22 protein-coding genes, 1 pseudogene and 1 riboswitch are annotated in these 25,016 nt (G+C 62.8%); of the genes and pseudogenes, 7 read left to right on the forward strand and 16 right to left on the reverse strand.

The features are described from left to right. Positions 1-3 precede the first annotated feature (3 nt). From AC07NT_RS04300 to ribD, 6 genes and pseudogenes are all read right to left on the reverse strand, one after another. A complete protein-coding gene (locus AC07NT_RS04300; protein ID WP_498597661.1) occupies positions 4-1,188 on the reverse strand; it encodes a pyridoxal phosphate-dependent aminotransferase in 1,185 nt (394 codons plus the stop codon). Positions 1,189-1,198: 10 nt separating this feature from the next. Continuing rightward, a pseudogene (gene nusB / locus AC07NT_RS04305) lies at positions 1,199-1,669 on the reverse strand (transcription antitermination factor NusB); the annotation flags it as partial. A gap of 17 nt (positions 1,670-1,686) precedes the next feature. Beyond that, on the reverse strand, positions 1,687-2,163 hold the full coding sequence (ribH, locus tag AC07NT_RS04310; RefSeq protein WP_498597660.1) for a 6,7-dimethyl-8-ribityllumazine synthase: 477 nt from the start codon (positions 2,161-2,163) through the stop codon (positions 1,687-1,689). A 16-nt stretch (positions 2,164-2,179) separates the two neighbouring features. Further along, on the reverse strand, positions 2,180-3,295 hold the full coding sequence (ribBA, locus tag AC07NT_RS04315; RefSeq protein ID WP_498597659.1) for a bifunctional 3,4-dihydroxy-2-butanone-4-phosphate synthase/GTP cyclohydrolase II: 1,116 nt from the start codon (positions 3,293-3,295) through the stop codon (positions 2,180-2,182). Then, complete coding sequence (locus AC07NT_RS04320) at positions 3,292-3,933, reverse strand: riboflavin synthase (protein WP_498597658.1); 642 nt, start codon at positions 3,931-3,933, stop codon at positions 3,292-3,294. Before AC07NT_RS04320 ends, ribBA begins: the two co-directional genes overlap by 4 nt. Positions 3,934-3,957: 24 nt before the next feature. Continuing rightward, positions 3,958-5,064 carry a bifunctional diaminohydroxyphosphoribosylaminopyrimidine deaminase/5-amino-6-(5-phosphoribosylamino)uracil reductase RibD gene (gene ribD / locus AC07NT_RS04325; RefSeq protein ID WP_498597657.1) on the reverse strand — a complete coding sequence of 369 codons (1,107 nt, stop codon included), beginning with the start codon at positions 5,062-5,064 and terminating at the stop codon, positions 3,958-3,960. A 104-nt stretch (positions 5,065-5,168) separates the two neighbouring features. On the opposite strand from ribD, the gene AC07NT_RS04330 reads away from it, so the two are divergent. Genes AC07NT_RS04330 through AC07NT_RS04355 form a run of 6 tightly spaced genes read left to right on the forward strand, consistent with a single transcriptional unit; the run spans position 5,169 to position 13,080 of the window. Continuing rightward, on the forward strand, positions 5,169-5,786 hold the full coding sequence (locus AC07NT_RS04330; RefSeq protein WP_498597656.1) for a GspH/FimT family pseudopilin: 618 nt from the start codon (positions 5,169-5,171) through the stop codon (positions 5,784-5,786). After that, a complete protein-coding gene (gene pilV, locus AC07NT_RS04335) occupies positions 5,764-6,285 on the forward strand; it encodes a type IV pilus modification protein PilV (protein WP_498642660.1) in 522 nt (173 codons plus the stop codon). Before AC07NT_RS04330 ends, pilV begins: the two co-directional genes overlap by 23 nt. Next, positions 6,282-7,454 carry a PilW family protein gene (locus tag AC07NT_RS04340; RefSeq protein ID WP_498597654.1) on the forward strand — a complete coding sequence of 391 codons (1,173 nt, stop codon included), beginning with the start codon at positions 6,282-6,284 and terminating at the stop codon, positions 7,452-7,454. The genes pilV and AC07NT_RS04340 overlap by 4 nt, the downstream gene beginning before the upstream one ends. 15 nt (positions 7,455-7,469) lie before the next feature. Further along, the gene (locus tag AC07NT_RS04345; protein WP_498597653.1) at positions 7,470-8,018 is read left to right on the forward strand and encodes a pilus assembly PilX family protein; all 549 of its coding nucleotides are present in this window, start codon (positions 7,470-7,472) and stop codon (positions 8,016-8,018) included. Between the two features lie 20 nt (positions 8,019-8,038). Continuing rightward, on the forward strand, positions 8,039-12,637 hold the full coding sequence (locus AC07NT_RS04350) for a pilus assembly protein (protein WP_498597652.1): 4,599 nt from the start codon (positions 8,039-8,041) through the stop codon (positions 12,635-12,637). Next, on the forward strand, positions 12,634-13,080 hold the full coding sequence (locus tag AC07NT_RS04355) for a type IV pilin protein (RefSeq protein WP_498597651.1): 447 nt from the start codon (positions 12,634-12,636) through the stop codon (positions 13,078-13,080). Before AC07NT_RS04350 ends, AC07NT_RS04355 begins: the two co-directional genes overlap by 4 nt. Before the next feature lie 7 nt (positions 13,081-13,087). On the opposite strand, the gene nrdR is transcribed toward AC07NT_RS04355, so the two are convergent. The 3 genes from nrdR to AC07NT_RS04370 all read right to left on the reverse strand — a co-directional run bounded on the left by nrdR (position 13,088) and on the right by AC07NT_RS04370 (position 15,805). Then, positions 13,088-13,537, reverse strand: a complete 450-nt coding sequence (nrdR, locus tag AC07NT_RS04360) for a transcriptional regulator NrdR (RefSeq protein ID WP_498597650.1) — start codon at positions 13,535-13,537, stop codon at positions 13,088-13,090. A 9-nt stretch (positions 13,538-13,546) separates the two neighbouring features. Then, entirely contained in the window at positions 13,547-14,791 is a 1,245-nt protein-coding gene (gene glyA / locus AC07NT_RS04365; protein ID WP_498597649.1) for a serine hydroxymethyltransferase, read from the reverse strand. 35 nt (positions 14,792-14,826) lie between these two features. Then, positions 14,827-14,963, reverse strand: a riboswitch (ZMP/ZTP riboswitch). A 38-nt stretch (positions 14,964-15,001) separates the two neighbouring features. Further along, positions 15,002-15,805: a transglycosylase SLT domain-containing protein gene (locus tag AC07NT_RS04370; protein WP_498597648.1), complete on the reverse strand. Its 804-nt coding sequence runs from the start codon at positions 15,803-15,805 to the stop codon at positions 15,002-15,004. A gap of 773 nt (positions 15,806-16,578) precedes the next feature. Here AC07NT_RS04370 and AC07NT_RS04375 point away from each other — a divergent pair. Then, positions 16,579-19,143 (forward strand): DUF349 domain-containing protein, encoded by a 2,565-nt coding sequence (locus AC07NT_RS04375; RefSeq protein ID WP_498597647.1) that lies wholly within the window; start codon positions 16,579-16,581, stop codon positions 19,141-19,143. Positions 19,144-19,156: 13 nt separating this feature from the next. Here AC07NT_RS04375 and AC07NT_RS04380 read toward each other — a convergent pair whose 3' ends face one another. The 7 genes from AC07NT_RS04380 to AC07NT_RS04410 all read right to left on the reverse strand — a co-directional run bounded on the left by AC07NT_RS04380 (position 19,157) and on the right by AC07NT_RS04410 (position 24,903). Further along, positions 19,157-19,963 carry a M90 family metallopeptidase gene (locus tag AC07NT_RS04380; protein WP_498597646.1) on the reverse strand — a complete coding sequence of 269 codons (807 nt, stop codon included), beginning with the start codon at positions 19,961-19,963 and terminating at the stop codon, positions 19,157-19,159. Positions 19,964-19,965: 2 nt separating this feature from the next. Next, positions 19,966-20,775, reverse strand: coding sequence for a UDP-2,3-diacylglucosamine diphosphatase (locus AC07NT_RS04385; RefSeq protein WP_498597645.1), 810 nt, complete (start codon positions 20,773-20,775; stop codon positions 19,966-19,968). 11 nt (positions 20,776-20,786) lie between these two features. Continuing rightward, complete coding sequence (locus AC07NT_RS04390) at positions 20,787-21,293, reverse strand: peptidylprolyl isomerase (protein WP_498597644.1); 507 nt, start codon at positions 21,291-21,293, stop codon at positions 20,787-20,789. An 8-nt stretch (positions 21,294-21,301) separates the two neighbouring features. After that, positions 21,302-21,895 (reverse strand): peptidylprolyl isomerase, encoded by a 594-nt coding sequence (locus AC07NT_RS04395; RefSeq protein ID WP_498597643.1) that lies wholly within the window; start codon positions 21,893-21,895, stop codon positions 21,302-21,304. After that, on the reverse strand, positions 21,892-23,178 hold the full coding sequence (locus AC07NT_RS04400; RefSeq protein ID WP_498597642.1) for a L,D-transpeptidase family protein: 1,287 nt from the start codon (positions 23,176-23,178) through the stop codon (positions 21,892-21,894). The genes AC07NT_RS04395 and AC07NT_RS04400 overlap by 4 nt, the downstream gene beginning before the upstream one ends. A 50-nt stretch (positions 23,179-23,228) precedes the next feature. After that, on the reverse strand, positions 23,229-24,305 hold the full coding sequence (locus tag AC07NT_RS04405; protein ID WP_498597641.1) for a L,D-transpeptidase Cds6 family protein: 1,077 nt from the start codon (positions 24,303-24,305) through the stop codon (positions 23,229-23,231). 79 nt (positions 24,306-24,384) lie between these two features. Further along, positions 24,385-24,903: a tetratricopeptide repeat protein gene (locus AC07NT_RS04410; RefSeq protein ID WP_498597640.1), complete on the reverse strand. Its 519-nt coding sequence runs from the start codon at positions 24,901-24,903 to the stop codon at positions 24,385-24,387. Positions 24,904-25,016: the final 113 nt, after the last annotated feature.

Genomic DNA, 25,016 nt, shown 5'->3' on the forward strand with positions numbered 1-25,016 from the left:
TATTCAGCGTAGAAGTTTTTGCAGACGCTCCACCGCGGCCTGCAGCTGGGGCAGGCCGCTGGCGGTGGAGAAGCGGATGTAGTGCTGAGTTTCGGCGCTGCCGAAATCGCGACCGGGTGTGATGGCCACGTGGGCCTGCTGCATGAGGGCGAAGCTCAGTTCCCAGCTGTCCTTCACCCCGAGTTTTTTGCAGGCCCGCGTGCAGTCGGCCCAGGCGTAGAAGGCGCCGTCAGGCATGACGGGCACCTTCAGGCCCAGTTCATTCAGGGCCGGGATGAAGAAATCACGCCGGGCCTTGAACTCGGCGCGGCGGCGCTCGTACTCGGCCAGGCTGTCGGGCTCGAAGCAGGCCAGGGCCGCGTGCTGGGCGATGGTGCTGGGGCAGATGTAGAGGTTCTGCGCCAGGCGCTCGATCACGGGTACCAGTTCTTCCGGCAGCACCAGCCAGCCCAGACGCCAGCCCGTCATACTGAAGTACTTGCTGAAGCTGTTGATCGAGATGATGTGGTCGTCGATCGCCAGCGCGCTGTGGCCGTAGCGCTCTTCGTAGCTCAGGCCCAGGTAGATCTCGTCGACCAGGGTGATGCCATCGTGCGCCTTCACCACCTCGTGGATGCGGCGCAGCTCGGCCGGATCGATGGACGTGCCGGTGGGGTTGGAGGGCGAGGCCAGCAGCACGCCGCGGGTCTGGGGGCCCCAGGCGGTGCGCACCTGTTCGGCACTGAGCTGGAAGCGTTCCGCGGGGCCGGTGGGGATGAGGCGGGCCGTGCCCTCTGCAGCACTCACAAAATGCCGGTTGCAGGGGTAGCTCGGATCGGGCATGAGGATCTCGTCACCGGCCTCGATCAGGGCCAGGCAGGCCAGCTGCAGGGCGGCCGAAGCGCCGGCGGTGACGACGATGCGGCGCGCGGGGACAGTGAGCCCATAGCGCTGCGCATACCAGGCACTGATGCGCTCGCGCAGGGCGGGCAGCCCGGTGGCGTCGGTGTACTGGCTGCGGCCGGCGCGTACGGCACGTTCGGCGGCTTCCTGCACCAGGGGCGGGGCGGTGAAGTCCGGCTCGCCGATGTTGAGGAAGATCATGGGCGCGCTGCCCTGGGCGGCTTCGCGTGCCAGGGCCGAGGCGGCCTTGGCCACCTCCATGACGTAGAAGGGTTCGATCTTCTGCGCGCGGCTCGCGATTCTCATGCGCTGCGCGTCAGCTCTTGGCCTGCTGGGCCTTGCCACTGGCACGGTCGGCTGCGACCTCGCCTGCGCGCAGCGCAGGCGCCAGGCCGTTGAGCACGCCGTTGACGTACTTATGGCCATCGGTGCCGCCAAAGGATTTGGCGAGCTCGATGCATTCGTTCAGGATCACGCGCCAGGGCACATCCAGGCAGTGCTGCATCTCGTAGGCGCCTATCCACATCACGGCATGTTCGATGGGCGAGAGTTCGGCCAGCTTACGGTCCAGCAGGGGTGTGATCAGGCGGTCCAGCTCGGTGGCCTGCTCGACGCAGCCGTGCAGCAGGGCATCGTAGTGGGCGGCATCGGCCTTGGAGAAGCCGGAGAGGTCGCGCGTGAAGGTGTCGATGGCGCTGGTTTCGTTGCGGCCGACCAGGTGTTGGTACAGGGCCTGCAGCGCGAATTCGCGCGAGCGGCTGCGGCCGGACTTGGCAGCCGACTTGCGCGGGGCGGCAGCGGTGCTCATGCGATGTCTTCCATCAGGTTGGCCATTTCCACGGCGACGCGGGCCGCGTCGCGACCCTTGTCGGTCTGGCGGGTGACGGCCTGGTCCATGTTCTCCACGGTCAGGATGGCGTTGGCAATCGGGAGCTGGTAGTCCAGCGCGACGCGGGTCACGCCGGCGCCGGATTCGTTGGCCACCAGCTCGAAGTGGTAGGTCTCGCCGCGGATGATGCAGCCCAGGGCGATCAGCGCGTCGTAGCTGTTCTTCTCGGCCAGGGCCTGCAGGGCCAGTGGCACTTCCAGTGCGCCGGGCACCATGACGTGGTCGATGTTCTTGGTCAGCACGCCGAGTGCGGCCAGCTCGGCACGGCAGGCTGTTGCCAGCGCGTTGGTGATGCTTTCGTTGAAGCGGGCCTGCACGATGCCGATGGCCAGCTTGCGGCCGTCCAGTTTTGCATCGGTGGGTTCGAGGTTGCCTTTGTCAGCGCCAAACATGATGATTTCCTTGGGGTTATTTCTGCAGGTAGCCGGTGACTTCGAGCCCATAGCCGACCATGCTGGGCAGGCGGCGTGGGTTGCCCATGAGGGTCATCTTGTGCACGCCGCAGTCACGCAGGATCTGTGCACCCACGCCGTAGGTGCGCAGATCCATGCGGCCGCGCTCGGGCGCCTGGCTGGCGCGTGCGGTGCCTTCGAACTGGGCCAGCAGCTGCTCGGCGCTTTCACCGCAGTTGAGCAGCACCACCACCCCCCGGTTCTCGGCCGCGATACGCGAGAGGCAGGCGTCCAGGCTCCAGGAGTGCATGGCGCGGCCGACTTCCAGGGCGTCCAGCACTGAAAGGGGCTCGTGCACGCGGGCCAGTACGGTGTCTTGCGCACCCCATTGGCCGCGCACCAGGGCCAGGTGCACGCCCTGGCTGGGCTTGTCGCGGTAGGCGTGGGCGGTGAAGTCGCCGTGGGCAGTCTTGATGGGGCGGCTGCCGATCTTTTCGATCAGCGACTCGTTGCGGCTGCGGTGTTCGATCAGGTCGGCGATGGTGCCGATCTTCAGGCCATGCTCGGCGGCAAAGGCCTGTAGGTCGGGCAGGCGGGCCATGGTGCCGTCGTCCTTCATGATCTCGCAGATCACGGCGGCGGGTGAACAGCCGGCCATGGCGGACAGGTCGCAACCGGCTTCGGTGTGGCCGGCACGCATGAGCACGCCCCCGTCGACGGCCTGCAGGGGGAAGATGTGGCCGGGCTGCACCAGGTCTTCAGGACGTGCGTTGGGCGCCACGGCGGCCTGCACGGTGCGGGCGCGGTCGGCGGCCGAGATGCCGGTGGTGACACCGCTGGCGGCTTCGATGGAAACGGTGAAAGCGGTACTGTAGACCGTGCCGTTGCGTGCGGCCATGGGCGGCAGGCGCAGGTATTCGCAGCGCTGGCGCGTGAGTGTCAGGCAGATCAGGCCGCGGCCGAAGCGGGCCATGAAGTTGATGGCGTCGGCGGTGACATGGTCGGCGGCCAGCACGAGGTCGCCCTCGTTCTCGCGGTCTTCCTCGTCCACGAGGATGACCATGCGGCCGGCGCGCATCTCGGCGACGATGTCTTCGACGGGCGAGATTGCCACGGGTGCTTTGGGGCTCATGTACTTGCTTTCTGCGGGGTGGTTCCGGCGGCGAGCATGCGCTCGACGTAGCGGGCCACGGTATCGATTTCGAGGTTGACGCCCGAGCCCGCCTTCAGCGTGCCCAGGCTGGTGTTCTGCACGGTGTGCGGGATCAGGTTGATGCTGATCTCGCAACCGGCAGCGTTATCGGCGACGCGGTTGACGGTGAGGCTTACCCCGTTGACGGTGATGGAGCCCTTGTAGGCCAGGTATTTCGCGAGTTCGGCCGGAGCCTGGATGCGCAGCTCCCAGCTTTCGCCCACCTGTTCAAAAAAGCTGACCCTGCCCACGCCGTCCACATGGCCCGAGACGATGTGGCCCCCTAGGCGGTCACCTGCGCGCAGGGCTTTTTCCAGATTGACCTGGGCGTCCAGGACGAGCCCGGTGGTTTTGGCCAGGGATTCGGCCGAGATGTCAATGGTGAAATGTTGCTGGGGAAGATCGAAGCTGGTGACGGTCATGCAGGCGCCGTTGAGGGCGATGCTGTCGCCCAGCCCGACGTCGTCCAGGTAGCCGGGCGGGCAGGCGATCGCGAGGCGCTTGCCATGCTGTAAAGAGCTTCCGAGGTCGTGGCTGGCGACGATACGCCCCACGCCGGTGATGATTCCGGTGAACATCCCGCTATTTTCGCAGGGAAACGGTCAGAAACTGTCGCGCCCGGGAATTCTTGCCAGAACCCGCAAATCAGGCCCGACCAGGGCGGTGTCACGGTATTCCAGCGGCACGGCCTGCGACAGCTCGCTCAGAGGGCCGATAGTCACCATGCCGCGGCCGGCACCCAGCAGCTTGGGGGCCAGGTAGACCAGGAATTCGTCCACCAGACCTTCGCGAACCAGGGAGCCGTTGAGTTTGTGGCCGGCTTCCACGTGGAGTTCATTGACCTCGCGCACGGCCAGATCCCGCAGCATGGCGGCCAGGTCGACCTTGCCGCCGGGGCCCGGGCAGTGGACCACGGTGGCGCCCCGGGCTTGCAGGGCGGTCTTTTTCGACTCATCCACCACTGCGGCATAGATATAGAGCTGGCGCCCCGGGATGAAAAGCTTGGCGTCCAGCGGGGTGTCCAGCCGGCTGTCCACCACCACCAGATGGGGTTGGCGCGGGGTATCGACCAGGCGCACGTCCAGGCGGGGGTCGTCTTCCAGCACGGTGCCGATGCCGGTCAGCACGGCACAGGCGCGCGCGCGCCAGGCGTGACCGTCGGCGCGGGCCAGCTCGGACGTGATCCACTGGCTGGTGCCGTTTTCCAGGGCGGTCTGGCCGTCCAGCGAGGCGGCAATCTTCATGCGCACCCAGGGGGTCTTGCGCACCATGCGGCTGAAGAAGCCGATGTTGAGTTCGCGTGATTCGGCAGCACCCGGGCCGATCTCCACCTCGATACCGGCCGCACGCAGGCGGGCAAAACCCTGGCCTGCGACCTTGGGGTTGGGATCCTGCAGCGAGGCGACGACCCTGCCTATGCCGGCCGCCACCAGGGCATCGCAGCAGGGCCCGGTACGGCCCAGGTGGGCGCAAGGTTCCAGAGTGACGTAGGCAGTCGCACCCTTGACCGAATGGCCGCATGCTTCGGCATCCCGCAGCGCCATGATTTCTGCGTGGGGGCCACCGGCGCGCTGGGTATGGCCCTGACCGAGGACTTGGCCGTCTGCGCCAACGATGACGCAGCCGACGCGGGGATTGGGAGAGGTCAGGCGCAGGCTTTGGGTGGCCAAGCCGAGGGCGGTGGTGACCGGGGCGCGCGTGGGGAGCATGGCCAGAATTATGGTCCACGGTAGATGTCGCCGTTCAGCGGCCAAGACCATCCGCCTGTCCGTCCGTCCGTCCAAGAGTGGATATCGCTGCCTATGATGCACCCATGATGAACTTAGACGTGTCACGCACCCTGAACTCAGGCGCCGGTCGGTTTGCCGTCGGCGTTCCCAAGACTGATCATGTTCGGGGTTTTACCCTGATTGAAGTTTTGGTGGTGCTGGTCGTCATCTCTGTTTTGGCCTCATTGGCTGCTCCGTCCTTTCGCAGCATGATTCTGTCGAATCGTGCTGCCGGAGCGGCTTCGGCTTTGCAGGTGTCGCTCAATCTTGCGCGTTCGGAAGCAGTGCGCAGGGGGAGTGATGCCCGGGTCACCATTGCTGCCAATACTGCTGCGGGTCAATGGTCGAACGGCTGGACGGTCTTTGTGGACAAGACCAGCGATGCCAATAGCGGGCTGGCGCCAACGGCTGACAGCGGTACCGTGGTGCGTCTGGAGGTGGTTGCGGCCCCCAGCGAGATATCTTATGGACAGACCGGCAGTCTGAACTACTTCAGCTACAACGGCCTCGGGCGCATGGTGGATGCCTCCGGCAGCACCGTGGCGAATCGCACGTTTTGGTTTTATGCGGATACCAGTGACAAGTATTGCCTTATCGTGAACAACACCGGCCGTGTCAGGCTCGCGAATGTTAAATCCAATGAAACCTGCCCGACGACTTGATATCGCTGAGCCGGCCTTGATCCGGCGCCGCCAACGTGGTGTCAGCATGATCGAAGTGCTGGTCACCATGTTGCTGCTGATGTTCGGCCTGCTCGGAGTGGCGGGTCTGCTGGTCAAGGGCGTTTCCAACGCCGCGGCTTCGGAGTCGACAACCAAGGCCAACCAGCTTCTGGCAGACATGGCCGACAGAATCAGGGCCAACCCTGCGGTGGCTCTGTCGGCTACGAGTGAGTACATCACTCCCTATGCCTCGACTATTCCCTCGACGCCAACCACGATCGCGCAGCAGGATAAGAAGGACTGGCTCACCGCTGTTCGAGCCCAATTGCCCATGGGTGACGGCAAGGTGACCAGCTACGTCAGCGGTGGCGGGCGCAAGCTCGAACTGCAGGTGCGCTGGGCCAAGTGTTTGGGTACGTTGAGCGACGCGGATCAGGTGTCCTGCGCCAGTGGGTCCGAGGGTACCTACCAGACGGTTACCATGGAGCTACGCCTGTGAAGTACGACCGCAGTTGCCGCCGCCAGCAGGGCTTGACCTTGGTGGAGATGCTGGTGGCCATGACATTGGGGCTTGTTGTCCTGGTCGGGCTCTCCTCGGTGTATGTCGCTGTCAAGCATTCCTTCCGTTTTCAGGAAACCTCCGGTCGCATGGTGGAGGACGGGAATTTCGCTCTGGACTCCATTTCCCGCGATCTGCGCATGGCGGGGTTTGCCGGGTGTATGGGCATTACTTCTGTGACAGTCGGGAGTACAACCACCTATTACCCCACCACTTCGCTGAGCTCTGCTACGCCGAATCCCGGAGGTATTGATGGTCCGAACCCGCTATCGATAGTCGAGCCCTCTAATGTTGAAGTGACGACGCAGCCGTTGATGCCCAAGGGCTTCCTGCGCGGCTTCGATTCGATCCCCAGCGCCATGTTTTCCAGTGGCGCAGCCCCGGCGGCCGGCTCCAACAGCGCCCTCTTTTTTGTCAGCGGCAGCGCCAATGTCGTATCTCTGAGTACGGCGATGGCTGCTTCCTCGGATGCCCTGACGATCACCGAAGATACATACAAGTGGCGTAACACGACCACCAACAGCGGGGTTTACGACTTCGTTGTGTCCGACTGCACGACATCCAATCTCTTTCGCGGCAAGGTCAGCCTTTCGGGCAGCGTGGCCTCCGTGGCGCATGACAACGCACTCGGCAACCAGTCGGGCTCATTCACGGGCAATCCCCTGTATGGCGTGGGATCCATGGTCATGCCGATCGAGTGGAAGTTTTTCTACGTCACGACTCGCAGCGGAGCGAATACACCCAGCTTGTACATGGTCAGCTATGACGGAAACAACCGCCAGAGCGCCCAGGAAATTGTCTCCAACGTGGAGGCCATGCGCGTTCACTACGGGGAAAACACGGCCAACAACCCGGATGGATCGGCGACCATGCAACCCGATGTGTGGCGCACCACAGCGGCTACCGTGACCGACTGGTCTCGTGTCGTGGCCGTGCGCATTGGCCTGATCATGGTCAGCGGCGAAGACAACGCTGATACCGAGATTTCTCTGACGGTGCCGACCTTGTTGGGGCAGACCTATACCTTGCCCACCGGCGCTTCAGCGAATCGGGTGCGCAAGGAGTTCTCGACGACAGTGGTGTTGCGCAACAGGGTGGCGGCACGCTGAGGCAGGATAAACGCGATGAAGCACCAGACGTATCCCCATTCCCTCAAGCGAGAGCAAGGCATGATCCTGCTGGTAGGCATGATCCTTCTTGTGATCCTGACAGCCATCAGTGCTATCGGTTTCCGCAACGTCACGATGTCCGAGCGTATGGCCGGCAATGCCGTTGACCGCAATGTGTCCTTTCAGTCGGCTGAGAGTTCAGGCAAGGAAGCTTTGCAGGCGATCGAGAGCGGAAGCTTCAATGCGGCGACGCTCGGCCATTTCGATCCGCCCTTGGCGCGCGGCGGCGACACCACGTATTGGACGCAGGGAGAGGGAACCACGATTCCCGTCACCAGCTGCGCGACAACAGTACCTTTCAATTGGAAGAGTTGTTCTGCCTCTGTGGGGACGACTTATGCCAATAACGCCCAGGCGGCCCAATATGTAATCGAAAGAGTGTCGTCAACCTCATCGGGTGGCTCGACAACCACGGTCTATCGCATCACCACACGCAGTACCGGCGGTTCTGGTGGCGCCGAGGTGATTTTGCAAACCCTTTATTCCAGGACCACGACTCCCTGAAACGGGAGGATGGAGGCATCATGAAAAAGTCCAGCTCATTCCAGTCCGTGCTCAGGTTTCTGGCACTGTCAGCGCTGCTTGTCGTAACGGCCGGTGCAGCTTTGGCACAGACCATTCCGATCGCGCAGACTCCGATCATGGCGCTCAAGAGCGCGCCAGGCTTGGTCATGCTGAACATGAGTCGTGATCATCGACTCTACTATTCCGCCTATAACGATACGACGGACCTGGACGGCGACGGCCTGATCGATGTCGGCTTCAAGCCATCGATCACCTACTACGGATACTTTGCCAGTGATCGATGCTATCTTTATCAGTCGACCGGCACGGCACGGTTCCGCCCGGTTTCCATTGCCAGCGCAACCACGGGCTGCTCCACGTCTTCCACGGCGCGCTGGCATGGCAATTGGCTGAACTGGGCCACCACGTCGCGTATGGATGCATTGCGCCGCGTGCTCTATGGCGGTTATCGTCTTACGGATACCAGTTCTCTGACCATTTTGGAAGCAGCCAATATTCCGAATGACAGTCATATCTGGGGCAAGGAATTCCGGCCGACTTCTGTTGGTGGCCCTGACAGTTACAACATCACTTACTACACCCCCTTGTCCACGCCGGCTGCTGGCAAAATGCACACCTTCCTGGTCAAGAGTGAGGGGGATGCCAGCACGGTCTACACGAACCGGCAGGTACCCACTATCCGCTTTGCTGAGAGCGTTGATGCAGTGATCGACCGCGTATGGATCTGGTCTTCCAGCGAACGTCCGATTGGCGGGGCCAACGGAACGTTTGCCTATACCCGTCCCGCCGGCTTTACGAACAATGGGCTTCCAGGCCAGCGATCAGGTACGTCTTACTCCGCTCAGACGTATCCAGTGTCTTCCTTCAATGCCAAGATTCGAGTGGAAGTCTGCGTGGCCATCAGCGGTCAGCGTGAAGCGGGCTGTGTGGGATATCCCAAAGCCAGCCCAACCATCTGGAAACCGACAGGCGTGCTCCATGACTATGGCGAGAAAGACAGCCTGAAGTTTGGTCTCTTGACCGGCTCCTACCTCAATAACTATTCAGGTGGTGTGGTCCGCAAGAACATCGGATCTTTCACGGACGAGGTGGATCCGGCCACCGGTATCTTTACCAGTGTGGTTGGCATTGCCAAGTCGATCGACAAGCTGACCACCTATGGTTTCGATGGCACAACGAACTACACCTACGACTGCGGCTTTAATTTCACAAGCCTCCGGACCCAGGGGCAGTGCCATATGTGGGGGGCCCCTGTTGCCGAAATGATGTTTGAGGGCCTGCGTTACTTTGCGGGGCTTTCGCCGACCACGGCCTACATCAATGGTGTCTCGGCATCCACCAGTCCGGATACCCGTCTGGGTCTCCCGCTGGTGTCCACTTGGGCGAATCCCTACCGTCCCAAAGCATCGGGGGGGAGTCCTATCTGTTCGCGTCCGGTCCAGATGGTGATTGCTGACCCGATCACCAGCTTCGACTCAGACCAGCTTCCTGGTTCACCTTTCCCTATCGTCACTGGCTATGGGACTGCCCTGCCTTCGGGGTCTGGCGCCTTGAATGCTGTGAAAACCCTGGATGTCGCGGCCGAAGCGAACGATATTTGGGCCAAGGAGTTGCTGGCCGGATCCGGCCAGATTCCTGATGGAACCTTGAGAAGCTCATCCAAGAAGTTTTTCATGGGACAGACCACGCTGACCAACAGCGATGGCAACCCCACTCCCAAGACCGCGACAACTTTTGCCACCTTGCGTGGACTTGCCCCGGACGAAACCAATACCCAGGGCAGCTATCTGGCCGCAAGCGTTGCCAAGTATGGGCGTGAAACCGGTGTACGGATATCGGATGGTGCAAGTAGCGTCAGTGTCGGCAACGTAGACCAGATTTCGGTGGCGCTGGGGTCTGTGATTCCCCGCATCGAATTCACCTATAACGGCAAGAAAGTCTCGATGGTGCCGTTCTCCAAATCGGTGGGTGGTAACAGTATTTCCCAAGCGGTGGGCGCATTCCAGCCGACGGGCTTGATCACGCTGCTGTACATCGATTCGATCTACAACACTCATACATCGAATGCCAATGCCGGCGTCAACAGCGGTCGCCCCTACATACGTTTCATGGCCAGTTTCTCCGACATGGATCAGGGCGGTGACAACGAGGCGGACGCGAACGTTTATTACACCCTCTCCGTCGACGCGTCTGGTAGTCTGATTGTCCAACTGGACAGCTACTATGAGGCCGGCTCGATCCAGCAGAACATGGGCTACATCATTTCAGGCACCACCAAGGACGGCGTGTACCTGGAAGTGGCCGATCAGACTGACAACCCGGTCTATTATCTCGACACGCGTCCTGGCCAAGACCCGGCTCCGTCCACCGGTCGTGTGCCCGCCAATACCGTTCGCTTGGCCCGTTCGGTCACACGCACCTTCACGCTGGGGTCCGGCAGCGGCGGCGAATATGTGCCCAAGGATCCGCTCTGGTATGCGGCCAAGTACGGTGGTGCCGGTGTGTTCGATACCAACGGTGATCCGACCAACTACTTCAAGATCACCAACCCCTCGGACCTGCCGGTCCAGATGGGCAAGGCCTTCCGTGCCGCAGCAGCCCTGGCTGCCGTGGCGAGTACCAGTGTGGTTGGCGTTGGCCAGCGCAGTCTGGGCTCGGCAGCCATCTACCAGGCCAGTTATGACTCCCTGACCTGGTCCTCGCGTCTTTATGCCTTCCCCGTTTCGTCGGTCAACGGCACGGCTTCGGATACGCCTGCCTGGGAGGCCGCATCGAAGTTGGGTGCGCCCTCCGCCCGCAATCTTTACCTCGGCCGAGGCGGGACCAACACCCCTGTCCAACTGCTGCCTTCCACCTGGGCTTCCCTGACGACGGCAGAACAGAATGACTTCCTGGATTCCAGTCGTTATAGTTATTTGCTGGGAGACAAGGCGAACGAAGAGCGCAAGGGTGGTACTTACCGTAACCGTGGTACTACCGCCGGAGCGGAATTCGGTTCCGTGTTGGGCGATATCGTGAACTCCGACCCGCAGATCATCACGACGCGCGACTATGGTTACACCGCGAGTGACTCGACCTATGCCCCCTATGTGGCTAGCCTGAACTTTGAGACGATCGTGGTAGGGGCCAATGACGGTTTCCTCCATATCTTCGATGCGGATCCCAGTGCAGCGGGCGGGGTCGAGTTGTTCGGTTTCATGCCGCAGGCCGCACGCACGAAAATGTCGGACCTGAGCTTCCCAGGTTACCAGCATCGCTTCACGGTCGATGGCGCTATCGGCATGGGGCACGCCAAGATTGCTGTTCCAGGTGACGCTACGGCCAGTTGGCGGACGGCAGTGGTTGCCGCAGGCGGCGCGGGGGCCAAGACGGTATTTGCCATCAATGCCAGTTCAAAGACCTTTACCGCGAACAACGTGCTCTGGGAAATCAACAGCTCCACCCTGAGTGGGGCCGATCTCAATGCCTTCGGCAACGTGATGAGCCGCCCTGCCATCGGGAAATTGCCGAATGGCATCTGGGTTGCGATTTTTGGCAACGGCTACAACAGCACGACCGGAACGGCTAAATTGTTTGTGGTCCGTCTGGACAATGGTTCGATCATCAAGGTGCTGGATACAAATAACACGGTCACCGGTAATGGGATCAGCTCTATCGAGGCAGTCCGTAAAACATCTGGGGACCAAGACACGATCGAGTATGTATACGGCGCCGATTACAAAGGAAATATCTGGCGCTTCGATTTGTCGACCAGTTCGACGACCTGTACGGCACCTGCTGTGGGCGGTCCGTGGTGCAGTGGCGCCTGGGTCTTCCAGCCGCCTTCTGGTCGAAATATCACGGCAGAAATCAAGATCGGAAATTCACCGACGGGGGCGCCTGCCGGCAAGATGATTTACTTCGGCACGGGGCGGTACCTTGATTCGGCCGATGCCTCCGATACAACCGTTCAGGCGCTTTACGGAGTGTTTGATGACCTGCTGTACACGCTCTCCACTTCGCCTTCAATCTCTGGCGATAGTTCCCTGTCGTCCATGACGATCGCCATGACGGGTGGGACGACAGACCGTCGAACCGTTTCAACCCCGAGTACCGCTTGGTGGCTGATCAGTGGCAAGAAAGGCTGGGTCGTTCCATTGACGGGCACGGGTCTGGCGGTGGGTGAGCGGGTGATTGCTCCTCCTGTGCGTTATACACAGACGGGCGTCGTCGATGCTTTCTTGTTCACATCCATTGTCCCCAGCGCCGACGAGTGCAATGCGGGCCTTGACACCTGGATCACTGCGATCAATCCAGCCACTGGTGGTGCGGCCAATGCGTTCCAGAGTCTGGGTGAGAACTCCATCAAAATTGTCGGTGGCTCACCGCGTGGCGTATTCGTCCTGTCTGAATCCCGTGCGCCCACTTTGTATATCAGTCAAACGGTCTTTAATGTCAGCTCGCCTCCGACATCCTCTTTCAGTACCATCGCCGGTGGCACGCAGACTGTTACGATCAATGGGGTTCCGGGCATGACCCGCGTGCTGGGCATCAATTTGACGCCTGGAGCGGTTGCAGTACCTACCATCACCCGGCAGATTTGGAGGCAACTGAAATGATAAAAATCGGCGCTCTGGAGAGGCCTCGGAAGGCACACGGTTTTACCCTGATCGAAGTGATGATCGTGGTGGCCATTCTCGGTATCCTGTCCGCAGTCGCCCTACCGGCATATACAAGTTATATACAGCGTGGTTATCGAGCCAATGCCAAGACCGTGTTGCTGGAAGCTGCCCAGTTCATGGAGCGCTACCGTTCGGCGAATTTCAAGTTCTTGGATGCTTCAAATAATCCTCCTGCCTTGCCCGCGCGGTTGCAGGTGTCGCCGCAGGAGGGGAACCCCCGCTATGCCATTTCTTTGACCAGTGCCACGGCCAACTCTTTCAGCTTGTCGGCCGTACCTTCCGGTTGGACCGACAGCGATTGCGGCACACTGACCTTGGATAGCCTTGGGCAGAAGGGGGCGTCAGGTCGCAAGGATGTCAACTACTGCTGGAACCGATGAGCGGGTCCTAGCGCCTTACTTCGTCGACCAGGGTCTTGAACTCGTCAATGTCCTCAAAGCTCCGATAGACGCTGGCAAAGCGTACATAGGCTACCTTGTCCAGTTTCTTGAGCTCGCGCATGACCAGCTCACCGATACGCGTGGAAGGTACTTCGCGCAGGCCGAGGTTGAGCAGTTTTTCCTCGATGCGCTCGATGGCACTGTCGATTTGTTCGGTGCTGACTGGCCGCTTGCGCAGCGCCAACTGCATGGAGGCCAGCAGCTTCGGACGTTCGTAATAGATACGCCGGCCATCCTTCTTGACGATGGATGGGAAGTTGACGTCAGGCCGTTCGTAGGTCGTGAAACGCTTGTCGCAGGCACCGCACTGACGGCGCCTGCGGATGAAATCCCCGTCTTCCGAGATCCGGGTCTCGACAACCTGGGTCTCGGAGTGTCCGCAAAAGGGGCATTTCATTGATCGGGCTTATCTGTAGACCGGGAAGCGCGCTGTCAACGCATTGACCTTGGCGCGTACAGCGGCGATATTGGCCTCGTCGCGCGGCTTGTCCAATACGTCGGCGATCAGGTTGGCCGTCATGCGGGCCTCCTCATCCTTGAAGCCGCGGGTGGTCATGGCTGGTGTGCCGACGCGTACACCGCTGGTAACCATGGGCTTCTCGGGATCGTTCGGGATGGCATTCTTGTTGATGGTCATGTGGGCGGCGCCCAGCACGGCCTCTGCTTCCTTGCCCGTGATGCCCTTGGAGCGCAGGTCCACCAGCATGACGTGGCTTTGCGTGCCACCGCTGACGATGCGCAGGCCGCGCTGGGTCAGCGTCTCGGCCACGATCTGCGCGTTCTTAACAACCTGCTGCTGGTAGGACTTGAAGCTCGGGTCCATCGCTTCCTTGAAGGCCACGGCCTTGGCTGCAATGACGTGCATGAGCGGGCCGCCTTGCAGGCCGGGGAAGATGGCGCTGTTGATGGCTTTCTCATGCTGGGCCTTCATCAGGATGATGCCGCCGCGCGGGCCACGCAGGCTCTTGTGTGTGGTGGAGGTCACCACGTCGGCATGCGGTACGGGGTTGGGATAGACGCCCGCGGCAATCAGGCCGGCGTAGTGCGCCATATCCACCATGAAGATGGCACCCACGTCCTTGGCCACCTTGGCGAAACGTGCGAAGTCAATGTGCAGACTGTAGGCTGAGGCGCCGGCGATGATGAGCTTGGGCTTCGATTCGTGCGCCTTTTTCTCCATCGCGTCGTAGTCGATTTCTTCCTTGGCGTTCAGGCCATAGGAGACGACGTTGAACCACTTGCCGCTCATATTAAGCGCCATGCCGTGCGTCAGGTGACCGCCTTCGGCCAGGCTCATGCCCATGATGGTGTCGCCGGGCTTGAGGAAGGCCAGGAAGACGGCCTCGTTGGCCGAGGCTCCGCAGTGCGGCTGCACGTTGGCGGCGTCGGCACCGAAGATGGCCTTGACACGGTCGATGGCCAGCTGCTCGGCCACATCGACGTGTTCGCAACCGCCGTAGTAGCGCTTGCCCGGGTAACCCTCGGCGTACTTGTTGGTGAGCTGGGTGCCCTGTGCAGCCATGACGGCAGGCGAGGCGTAGTTCTCGCTGGCGATCAGCTCGATGTGGTGTTCCTGGCGGGCGTTCTCGGCCAGGATGGCTGCCCAGAGTTCGGGGTCGGTCTGTTCGACGAGGATGTTGCGGTTGTACATGGCGGTCGGAATAAACAGGTGTCCCCCGGTGGGGTGGGGGCTGCCCAGGCGAACGGCTGAACACGGGATGGGTTTGTCGTCCCATTCGCGGCACGCTTCCCAGTGGTGGGTCCACGTCAGCGTCGCCTGCCCCGGGGGGCAGACGCGCCTATCGCCAGTTGCGTGCCCAGCTAGTGTAGCGGAGAGCAACCGCCGGGCTCAGGCAGGAAGTCAGGAATTGAGCAGGACCAGGGTGTCGGACGCGGCCGGCTTGGCCGGCGCCGTCACCGGGATGGGCTGGACGGTTTGGGTGGGGACCGCACGTCCGGCGGCCACCTGTACCAGGCGCGAGTGTTCGGCCAGTACCTTGTTGGCATAGCCCCCGTCATCCGGAAGGTTGGCCGCTCCGACGTAAATGCGTAGCCCCCCCTCGATGGAGCCGGAGCGCCGGATGTATTCCTGCAGCACCAGGGCGCCAACGCGCAGGTTGGCAACCGGATCAAAGGCCGCCAGCTTGCCGCCGAACGCCTCGTATTTGTCGCTGTGCACACGGGTCATGACCTGCATCAGGCCCTGGGCCCCGACCGGGCTCTGCGCAAAGGGATTGAAGCTGGACTCGATGGCCATGACCGAGAGCAGCAGCAGGGGGTCGATATCCGTTCGGCGGCCGATTTCATACGCTTCCATGACCAGCGCCGAAACGGGTTCGGGGGCCACACGGTACTTTTTGCTCAGCCAATAGGCCACGGCGGCCTGCTGTTTGGGCAGGTCGTGCGGGTGAGCCGCCGTGGCGCGCTCCACCGCTTCCGGCTCAGGCTCGATGCCTGCAGTTTCGGTTTGGCGGTTCTGGAGCCAGTCCATCAACTGGACTTCACCTTCCCGGCGCAGCTCAGGACGGGCCACCAGGGCAATGGTGGCAAAAAGAACGGCCAGCCCCAACAGCGCAAAGCTGTTGTGGATGGTGGCGAAGAAGACCTGGGAGATCTGGCGTGCGACGGATCGCAGGCCTTGGCCCATTTCTTGAAACGCTGTCATAGCACTTCCTCATCTCGCGTGGTGCCGGGTCTGGGGCTGTGGTTTATGCACAGAACCAGACCGCAGTCAGCACGTCTGGGTTGGTACGCCATCTGGATCGGCCTGGCGACGTGTTGCCGGCATGTGATCCGATGTAGCCGGGGTCGGCAGCGGATTGGGGTATTCCCTAGCAGGGATGAAACGAATTGTAAGACCCTCTATATAACCAGTCAATAATATCAATTAAATTAATTAGTCTTAAATTTGAATAAAGAGAGTGAATACATGCAGGGACTGAAAAAATAATCCATAAGAATCAATCACTTATATAAGCCATGTCAAAAACAGCCTGAACTCCACTGTATTTTGTAACAGTGCCATCCAGAGTCGTTTTTCTGACCCATGGGCGTGGGGCGTTCAGCCTCAATCGGGGGGGGCGGTCTCATTGATAGCCTGATTTGAATCCCTAGTCTGCATGGCTAGACTGAGTGGGCCTGTCACATCAGGCGCTTCTGCTGGAAGTAGCCGGCACACACCTACAGGGTGCAGGTGCCAGCGCCAAACTGGCAATCAAATGGGGGCAATCTCTTGCCTCCTTCGCATTGCGGGACTTAACTCTCCCCTTTGCGATACCCAGACGGCATGGGCTTATAGCCCGCCGTCAGGCCCGGCGGGCTGGCTTCTGCCACCCGGCCGGGCTTTCTCTTTGGCGTCTCGCCGAGCGGCAAAAATCCGCTGGGATGGTGCAAATGACGGCGACAATCGCGTTTTAATTTGCCAGCCGAGTCCGCACAGTGTCTTCTTCGACCCCTTCTGCCCAACGCAACGATACCCAAGCCCTTGATGAACTGACCGGTGGGGCCTTTTCCGCGCACACGGCCAGCGAACGCGCGGCTCGCGTGAGGGCTTGGTTGCAAAGCGAGCCAGCCATTGAACAGATGCAGCTGGTGTACCGCGAATTGAGTGTCAAGGACAAAGGGGCCGCCAAGCCCCTGCGCGAAAAACTGGACGAGCTCAAGCGCCAGCGCGACCAGGAAGGCATGGCGGCCGACTGGGCACAGAAGGCCCAGGCTCTGCTGGACGCCGTAAAACTGAATGTGGCCGATGCCATGGCCTGGCAGCGGGATGCCGCCAAGGCGGGGGCGCCCCTGAGCCGCGAGCCTCTGGCATCACTCAAGACACGTTTGGCCGACCGCGTCAAAGCCATCGAGGATGTTCAGCACCGCGCGCAGGTGCAGCGCGAGGCCGCGGTGCTGCTCGCCCAGCGCATCGAAGTACTGTCCACCAAATCCTGGCGCGATGCCCAGGCGGCCGCCGAGAGTCTGGCTGCCGATGTGAGCCACTGGCAGGCAGAAGCGCAAGCACTGCCCGCAGATGCGCATTGGGCCAGCATCGATCTGCGTTTCGCCCCGCAGTTGGAGGCCTCCCGGGCTCAACTGACCCTGGTCTGGGAGGCTTTCAGCGCGGCGCTGGTCCAGGCCCGGACGGCTGCCGCTGATCCCGCAGCAGCGCTGCCCCAGGTGCCCGTCTGGGCCGATGAGCTGCGTCAGGCACGCGGTCTGCCGGCCGAAGCCGCGCCTGCTCCCAAGCCCAAGATTGACCCGGAAACCCGGGCCCAGGCGACGGCGGCCGTGCGGGATGTGCTGGGCCGGCTGGAGGCTGAAGTCGCACAGGGGCATGGCAAGGCCAGCACAGGCGCGGCGAATGCGCTGCGCCAGGCGCTCAAGGAGCACGGCCGTCATATAGATGGTCAGCTGGATCGCCAGGCTCATGCAGCTTTGGCCGCTGCGGGCGAGCTTGAAGGCTGGCAACGCTGGCGCGCTGACCAGCTGCGTGAGGAACTGGTGACCAAGGCCGAGGCGCTGCTCCATCGGCCGGAGGGCCAAGCCCTGGGCGGGCGCAAGATGCAGGAGTCCCTGCGCGAGTTGCGCGAGGCATGGAAACAGACAGACCAGGGCGGGGTGCCCAACCACGGGCTGTGGAAACGTTTTGACGAGGCCTGCAACCAGGCCTACAAGGTGGTTGAGGCCTGGCTGGAGAAGATCCGGGCCGAATCGGCCGAGCACAGGGCCAAACGCCTGGCCCTGATCGCGGAGCTCAAGGCCTGGGGCGAAACGCAGGCGGCCGCAGCGGCCAGTGATTTGAAGACTTTCAACCGCGAACTGCACCAGTTTGCCGAGCGCTGGCGCGAAGCCGGGCATCTGAGTGAAAAAGCCTTTGCCGAGATGCAGCCTCAATGGAAGGCCGCCATGCAGGCCGCGGCCGCCCCCCTGGAATCTGCGCAGAAGCTCAGCCTGCAGAACCGGCAAGCGATGATCGAGGAAGCCGAAGCCCTGGGGGCGGCACCCGTGCTGCGCATCGACGCGGTCAAGGCCTTGCAGCAGCGCTGGCAGGCCGAGGCCCATGCTGTGCCGCTGGAGCGGCGCCAGGAGCAGAAGCTCTGGGATGCTTTCCGCAAGCCGATCGACGAGGCCTTTGCACGCAAGAGCGCCTCCCGCGAACAGGCGGCTGCGGCCATGAGTGAACACGACCGGGCTGTGTTGCTGGCAGCTCAGGCGCTGGATGCTGCCAACGCCAGCGGCGATGTGCAGGCCATACGCAGTGCGATGGCTGGCCTGGAGGCTGCGATGAAAGAATCCGGCCCCGCACCGCAGGCACAGTCTGTTGCGGTACAGGAACAAGTCCCAGCGACGAGCGAAGAGACCATGCCAACGGCGCCCGTCCAGCCGCGCAAGCCCGTGGTGGCCGTGCGCGGTGATGACCGTCCGGGCATGAAGCGCAGCGAGCCCGCTGCGCCGGCCGGGCGTGGCCGGCCCGGTGAACGGCGCGATGCACCGCGTCGCGACGAACGCCGACCCGAACGCGAGGGTCGACGTGAATTCGGCCGTGAGCGCGAAGGCCCGCGTCTGGGTGATGCGGCTTTCCGCGCCCAGCGCGACGCCCTGGAGCATGCGCAGGCGACCTTGAAGAGGCTGGCGATGCAGGCGCACGGCGAAGCACTGACGCAACTGTTGGGTGCCTGGGAGCAGCGCGATGCCACCAAGTTGCCGACGGCGGCCGAGATTGGCGGGCGTGTGACGCCCGCCGTGCGTAGCCTGTGGACACAGGCGCTCGCGGCCGCGCCCGTGGCATCGGCGGGCGATACCCTCCTGCGTCTGGAGATCGCTGCCGAGGTACCGACCCCCGCCGAGCAGCTCGACGCCCGTCGTGCCCTGCAACTGCAGCTGCTGACGCGGCGCAATGAACCGGCACCTGCACAGACCTGGGGACAGGATGTGGCGCGTGTGATCGCGGGTGCCTATGACGCGGGCCAGGCGCGGCGTCTGCAACAGGCGCTCAAGGTATTGCTCAAGCGCTGAGCTACCGACCGGGTCAGCGCCCAGCCCGGAAGTAGGCGTCGTACAGTGGCAGCAGCGGGCTGAACTCACGTCCAAAGCGCTCACGGTTGACGAAATAGGCTTCGCTGGTGACGGCGAAGAATTCGTCGATGGCTTCGGCCCCGTAGGGGTCGAGCCAGGTGGGCTCGCCACCAAAGCGCTCAGCCTTGATCACCGCCTCGCGGAAGGTTTCATAGGCTACCTGCAGGGTGGCCAGCCAGAGGCTGCGCGCCGCACGGGGACTGGGCTGGCCCATGAACCCTGGGGGCAGTGGAGGGCAGCCGTCGGGCAGGCCGTCACGCAGGTCCAGCTTGTGTACGAACTCGTGGATGACCACGTTGTAGCCGGTCTCGCTGGAGGCAGCCGTCACGTCGCGCCAGCTCAGCATCACGGGGCCTTCGTGCATCGCCTCACCGGCCAGCGCTTCTTCATAGTGATGCACCACGCCGTGTTCATCCATCACCTCGCGCTGTGCAACCACCTCGTCGGGGTGTACAACGATGCCGACGAAATCGTCGTAGCAATCCAGAGGGCGGTCGCCCGGGCCGAAGTGCAGCACCGGCAGACAGGCTTGAGTTGCGATGGTGAGTGCCATGGCGTCGGTGATGACCAGGCCCTGGGCGCCGTGGAATTCCTTGTCTTCGAGAAAAAAGGCGCTGAGTTCGCGCAACCGTGCCAGTTCGGCAGGGAGCAGCATTTGCAGAAAGAGGCAATCACGCAGAACCTGCTGCCAGAGCGCATCAGGGAGGGCCGTGCGCGGTCGGCGTTCACCTCGCCCCAAGCGGGTGAGCCAGGCCCACATGTTCAGACGACGTCGCCAGCCCGCAGGCGTTTGACCTGGACCGCAGCCGTTGCATCCGGCCGCTGCAGGCGCAGTACTTCGGCGCGCGGCGGTTGGGCGGCAAGGTCCCAGTCGCTGAGCACCCGGCGCTTCAAGCCCTGGCCCATATCATGGTCAGCCGGTTTGTGGGTGTGGCCGTGGATCATGGTGGTGGCGTTTCCGGACTGCAGCCACTGCTGTGCCAGCGTTGCATCGACATCGGCATAGGTGACACCGCTGCGTTTGCGATCCTCGCTGTGCTGGCGCAGTCCCCGTGCGATGGCGCGGCGTTCGGCCAGGGGTTTGGCCAGAAAGGCCTGCTGCCAGGCTGGCGTACGCACCTGGGCGCGGAACTGCAGATACTCTGTATCGTCCAGGCAGAGTGCGTCGCCATGCGTGAGCAGCCAGCGCTGGCCGCCGAAGACCAGGATGGAAGGATCGTCCAGCAGGGCGAAACCGGCGGTGCGGGCGCAGGCCGATCCCAGCAGAAAGTCGCGATTGCCGTGCATGAAATGCAGGGCGCATCGGGCGGAAGCTGTCTTCAAGACCTCGATGCAGTGCCGCTCGAAGCGGGCGTCTTCGTCATTTGCGGCCGAGCCATCGTCCCCGACCCAGACCTCGAACAGATCCCCCAGGATGAACACCGCATCGGCGCGTGTCTGCGCCATATAACCCTGCCAAGCGTCCAGGGTTTCAGGCTCCGAGGGTTGCAGGTGCAGATCAGAAATGAAATCGACCACCCGCCAGTGCGCCGGCGCTTGCAGCTCGGCGAACCGGGGGGTGGTCGAAGTCATGCGCAGGGAGCTCAGACCGCGACGGCCTTCTCGATCACCACGTCTTCCTTGGGCACGTCGCCGTGGAAACCTTTTTGCCCCGTCTTCACGGCGGCGATCTTGTCCACCACGTCGGTGCCGGCCACGACCTTGCCGAAGACGGCATAACCCCAGCCTTGGGCCGAGGGGGCGGTGTGGTTCAGGAAGCCGTTGTCTGCCACGTTGATGAAGAACTGCGCCGTGGCCGAGTGCGGATCGTTGGTGCGGGCCATGGCCAGGGTGTATTTCTGGTTCTTCAGGCCGTTGTTGGCCTCATTGTCGATCGGCTTGTCGGTAGCTTTTTGGGTCATGCCGGGCTCGAAGCCGCCGCCTTGAACCATGAAGCCGGGGATCACGCGGTGGAAGATGGTGCGGTCATAGTGGCCCTTGTTCACATAGGCCAGGAAGTTGGCCACGCTGTTGGGCGCCTTGGCGGCATCGAGTTCGATCTTGATGATGCCGAAGTCGGCGATGTGGAGTTCGACGTGGGGATTGCTCATGGTGGTTCTCAGGGCAGCACGGTGGCCGCGTTGATGGTGATGGGGGTCAGGGGCACGTTCTGGTGCATGCCTTTGTCGCCGGTGGGCACAGCGGCGATCTTGTCGACGATGTCCATGCCTTCAACGACCTTGCCGAAGACGGCATAACCCCAGCCCTGTTGCGTGGGTGCCGTGTGGTTGAGGAAGGCGTTGTCGTTGACGTTGATGAAGAACTGCGCGGAAGCCGAATGCGGATGAGGTGTCCGCGCCATCGCCAGGGTGTACTTGTCGTTCTTCAGGCCGTTGGTGGCTTCGTTCTCAATTGGTTTCTCGGTGGGCTTCTGCGCCATGGACTTGTCGAAGCCACCGCCCTGGATCATGAAGCCGGGGATGACACGATGGAACACGGTGCCGTTGTAGTGGCCCTTCTTTACATAGGCCAGAAAGTTCTCGACCGACTTGGGGGCTTTGGCGGAGTTCAATTCGATCACGATGTCACCGGCGCTGGTGGCCAGCTTGACGCGCGGAGCTGCGGCCTGCGCGTGCAAGGCGCCAGTACACAGAACGCTGGCGCAGGCCAGCAACAGGGCGCGGCGCAGCCCCGAGGAGAAAGACAATGTCATCCGATGATTCCTTCAAAGAAAATTTTCCACTCGCTGCCCTGACGCACCCAGTATTGACGCTTGGTCGGCCCGCTGCGCGCGCCGTCGGCCACTTCGCCAAAGGTCACGACCATGGTGTCGGCTGCGTCGGTCCAACGCAGATAGGACAGGTCTTTAAGCTGGATGGGCTTACCACGAGCCTTGTCGACTTCGCCGCGCAGCGAGGGCGCCCACTCGGCCAGGGTTTTGCCGAAACTGTTGAAGTCGGGCGTGTAAAAGCTCAACAGCTGATCCACATCGCCGCGTGATTTGGCGTTGCGCCAGGCGTCCAGCGCATCCTCGAAGGGTTTGCGTTCGACCTGTACGCTGTGGGGTGCTACCCAATCCAGCCGGGATGAGATGACCACGGGCGTGGTGCGGATCTCGACTGTACGGACGAGAAACTCCAGATCCGGATTGGACAGGACCACGCAGCCGTCGGATGCCTGAGGGGCGCGGGCGAACTGGTTGGGGGGCGTGCCGTGCAGCCAGATGCCGCGACCGGTCTTGCCCCGCTTGCTGTCGAGCACGTTGGGGTAGTTGATGGGCAGCGCGCCCGAACCGTAGAAGTCACTCAGCGACTTGGGGTCCAGGTTGCTGACGATGAAGTACACGCCCAGCGGCGTGCGTGCATCACCCTCGACCATTTTCTCGATGCCGGATTTACCGACCGAGATGTAGAAGTCTGCGACCAGCTTGAGCTGCTGCGGCGTGTTCTCGAAGAGGTAGAGGCGCGAGCGCGAGGCATCGATGGCGATCGCATGGCGGTTGCGCGGCGACAGGGCCTGGAACTGCGAAGGGATGGTGCCGGCCGGTGGGCGCTCGCGCAGGGCCTTGATGCGCATCTGGGATTCGTGGCGCAGATCTCCCAGGGTCGCGCCGGCATGCCCGCTCGACAAGTCTGGCGGCACATCACCGAAATCGCGCACCGGGCGCGCCTGGGTGGTCAGCAGGTCGCCGTAGACGAGCTGGGCCAGCTGGAAATGGGGGTAGTCGCGCACCAGGTTTTCAGCGCGCTGCAAGGCTTCGCGCGTACGACCGGCGCCGGTCAGTCGGTAGACATCGATCAGGCGCGCCTCGGCCGCGCCATTGATCTGGGCCATGCCACCCGACTCGGTGCCCGAGGGGAAGGCCTGCAGGGGAGGTGTCTGCTGAGTGCCCAGGGCCGCCGTCTCGACGCGAGCCGGCAAGCCGCTGGCCAGCGCCACGAGCACGATGGTGGCGCTTACGAGCAACAGCAACAGAGGGCGAAGGCCTAGTTTCATATCAGTTCGGATCCATCCGGCGAGCGACCCAGGGCCGGCGCGCGAGGGGCTCAGCCGCCGCTGGATTCCTTCACGATCAGCCAGCGTTCGCCGGTCTTGCTCAGTTCCAGCGTCTTGCGGCTCAGGACGGCCAGCGCATCAGCTTTGTAGTCCTGACGGAATTTTGCCACGGCCCGGTTGCCATTGACAGTGATTTGCAGTTCCAGCAGGTTGACGGTGATGCGGGACTTGCTGGTGATGCGCAGGCGGCGGTCCTGCTCCCAGGCGCTGCGACTTTGTTGGCCCGGCGTTTCAAAAGCCTTGTCATAGGCGGCGAGATACTGGCCCACGTTCCTGTCAGACCAGGCGCGTGCCCAGGCCTGCACAGCCTGCTCGACTTCCCGGTTGCCGTTTGCCGCTGCAGCGGGTACAGCAACAGGTGCGGGGGCCGGCTTGACGGGTGCCACAGCAGGCGCAGCGGCCGGCTTGGCTTGCAGCGGCGCCACGGCAACGACTGCGGCCGGGGCAGGTGTCGTTGCCGGTGTTGCCGGCTTGGCCGCCGCCGGGGTCGGGGCGGTCGGGGCGGCGGCCAGCAACGGACGTGGCTGGCTGCCAGGGGCGGTGGGGAGCTCGCGGATCAGGGCGAGATGAGTTGGGGGGCTGGACGAGGGGGCGCCGTCGATCTGCAGTGCCTTGCTATAGGCCTGGCTGGCCAGCCGGGCATAAACCTCGGCCAGGTTGTCATGGGCCGTGGCGTAGCTCGGATGGGTGCGCAAGGCCTTTTCCAAGGCTACGCGGGCCTTGTCGTACTGGCCCTGGGCCGCGTAGATCACAGCCAGGTTGTTGTAGGGCTCGGGTAGCTCGGGGTGCTCCTCGCTGAGCCTGGTGAAAGTGACCATGGCCTCAGCCGGACGACCCGATTCACGTTGGATCACGCCCTTGAACAGGCGCATCTGGGGGTCGCGCGGCTTGGCGGCCAGATGACGATCGACCCGGGTTTGCGCCTCGGCCAGCTTGCCGTCGCGTAGCAACTGTGCCACATCGCTGTACTCGTCGGCCCGGGCTGCGCCCAGGCTGAGACAGGCCGCGAAAACCAGCAGATGGACGGACAGCAGCAGGGGGGAGGAAGGGGCGCGACCGGGCTTCATGGACGGAGAGAATTGTAGGGGGACAGACCCCGTGAAATGGCAGACGGAAGGATGAGGCGTCGCACGCGAGCGATGGTCATCAGGGGCAACTGCTGCCCAGGGCCGCCAGTTTGGTTCTCAGGGCACTGTTGGTGGCATCCAGCTGCAGGGCCTTGCAATAGGCCTGCGCAGCCAGCCGGGCCTGGACGTCACCCAGATTTTCCTGGGCCGTGACGTAAGCGGGGTTGGCGCGGACGGCCATTTCCAGCGCGTTGCGCGCCTTGTCCAGGTCGCCCTGGGCGGCGTGGAGGACTGCCAGGCTGTTGTAGGGCTCAGGCAGCTCAGGATAGTCTTCGGTGAGCTTGGTGAAGGTGGCCAGCGCTTCGGCGATCTGGCCGGAATCGCGCTGGATGATGCCCTTGAAATATCGCATCTGCGGGTCGCGCGGCTTGGCGGCCAGCGCCCGGTCAACCTGGGCCTGGGCATCGGGCAGCCGACCGGCACGCAGCATCTGGCTGATATCGCTGTACTCGTCGGCCAGGGCCAGACCCGCGCTCAGGCTGGCGGCCAACGTCAGCAGACGAGCCAGGGCAAGAAGAGAGGTGCTACCGGGCTTCATAAGTGCTGTGCAAGGGGTGGGGCTTACCCGATCCAAAGAGACTGGCCGGGGCTTTATACTGCGTTCGATTGTAGCCCCCGTCCTAGTTCCCCGCCGTCGCGCCCAGCCCTGGC

This window comes from Hylemonella sp. GW821-FHT10B10 (assembly GCF_059415585.1).

What these genes read in the sequence shown, in the direction of transcription:
- AC07NT_RS04300 (WP_498597661.1), bottom strand. Translation starts at nt 1,188, where the DNA reads ATGAGAATCGCGAGCCGCGCGCAGAAGATCGAACCCTTCTACGTCATG.
- ribH (WP_498597660.1), bottom strand. Translation starts at nt 2,163, where the DNA reads ATGTTTGGCGCTGACAAAGGCAACCTCGAACCCACCGATGCAAAACTG.
- ribBA (WP_498597659.1), bottom strand. Translation starts at nt 3,295, where the DNA reads ATGAGCCCCAAAGCACCCGTGGCAATCTCGCCCGTCGAAGACATCGTC.
- AC07NT_RS04320 (WP_498597658.1), bottom strand. Translation starts at nt 3,933, where the DNA reads ATGTTCACCGGAATCATCACCGGCGTGGGGCGTATCGTCGCCAGCCAC.
- ribD (WP_498597657.1), bottom strand. Translation starts at nt 5,064, where the DNA reads ATGCTCCCCACGCGCGCCCCGGTCACCACCGCCCTCGGCTTGGCCACC.
- AC07NT_RS04330 (WP_498597656.1), top strand. Translation starts at nt 5,169, where the DNA reads ATGATGAACTTAGACGTGTCACGCACCCTGAACTCAGGCGCCGGTCGG.
- pilV (WP_498642660.1), top strand. Translation starts at nt 5,764, where the DNA reads ATGAAACCTGCCCGACGACTTGATATCGCTGAGCCGGCCTTGATCCGG.
- AC07NT_RS04345 (WP_498597653.1), top strand. Translation starts at nt 7,470, where the DNA reads ATGAAGCACCAGACGTATCCCCATTCCCTCAAGCGAGAGCAAGGCATG.
- AC07NT_RS04350 (WP_498597652.1), top strand. Translation starts at nt 8,039, where the DNA reads ATGAAAAAGTCCAGCTCATTCCAGTCCGTGCTCAGGTTTCTGGCACTG.
- AC07NT_RS04355 (WP_498597651.1), top strand. Translation starts at nt 12,634, where the DNA reads ATGATAAAAATCGGCGCTCTGGAGAGGCCTCGGAAGGCACACGGTTTT.
- nrdR (WP_498597650.1), bottom strand. Translation starts at nt 13,537, where the DNA reads ATGAAATGCCCCTTTTGCGGACACTCCGAGACCCAGGTTGTCGAGACC.
- glyA (WP_498597649.1), bottom strand. Translation starts at nt 14,791, where the DNA reads ATGTACAACCGCAACATCCTCGTCGAACAGACCGACCCCGAACTCTGG.
- AC07NT_RS04370 (WP_498597648.1), bottom strand. Translation starts at nt 15,805, where the DNA reads ATGACAGCGTTTCAAGAAATGGGCCAAGGCCTGCGATCCGTCGCACGC.
- AC07NT_RS04380 (WP_498597646.1), bottom strand. Translation starts at nt 19,963, where the DNA reads ATGTGGGCCTGGCTCACCCGCTTGGGGCGAGGTGAACGCCGACCGCGC.
- AC07NT_RS04385 (WP_498597645.1), bottom strand. Translation starts at nt 20,775, where the DNA reads ATGACTTCGACCACCCCCCGGTTCGCCGAGCTGCAAGCGCCGGCGCAC.
- AC07NT_RS04390 (WP_498597644.1), bottom strand. Translation starts at nt 21,293, where the DNA reads ATGAGCAATCCCCACGTCGAACTCCACATCGCCGACTTCGGCATCATC.
- AC07NT_RS04395 (WP_498597643.1), bottom strand. Translation starts at nt 21,895, where the DNA reads ATGACATTGTCTTTCTCCTCGGGGCTGCGCCGCGCCCTGTTGCTGGCC.
- AC07NT_RS04400 (WP_498597642.1), bottom strand. Translation starts at nt 23,178, where the DNA reads ATGAAACTAGGCCTTCGCCCTCTGTTGCTGTTGCTCGTAAGCGCCACC.
- AC07NT_RS04405 (WP_498597641.1), bottom strand. Translation starts at nt 24,305, where the DNA reads ATGAAGCCCGGTCGCGCCCCTTCCTCCCCCCTGCTGCTGTCCGTCCAT.
- AC07NT_RS04410 (WP_498597640.1), bottom strand. Translation starts at nt 24,903, where the DNA reads ATGAAGCCCGGTAGCACCTCTCTTCTTGCCCTGGCTCGTCTGCTGACG.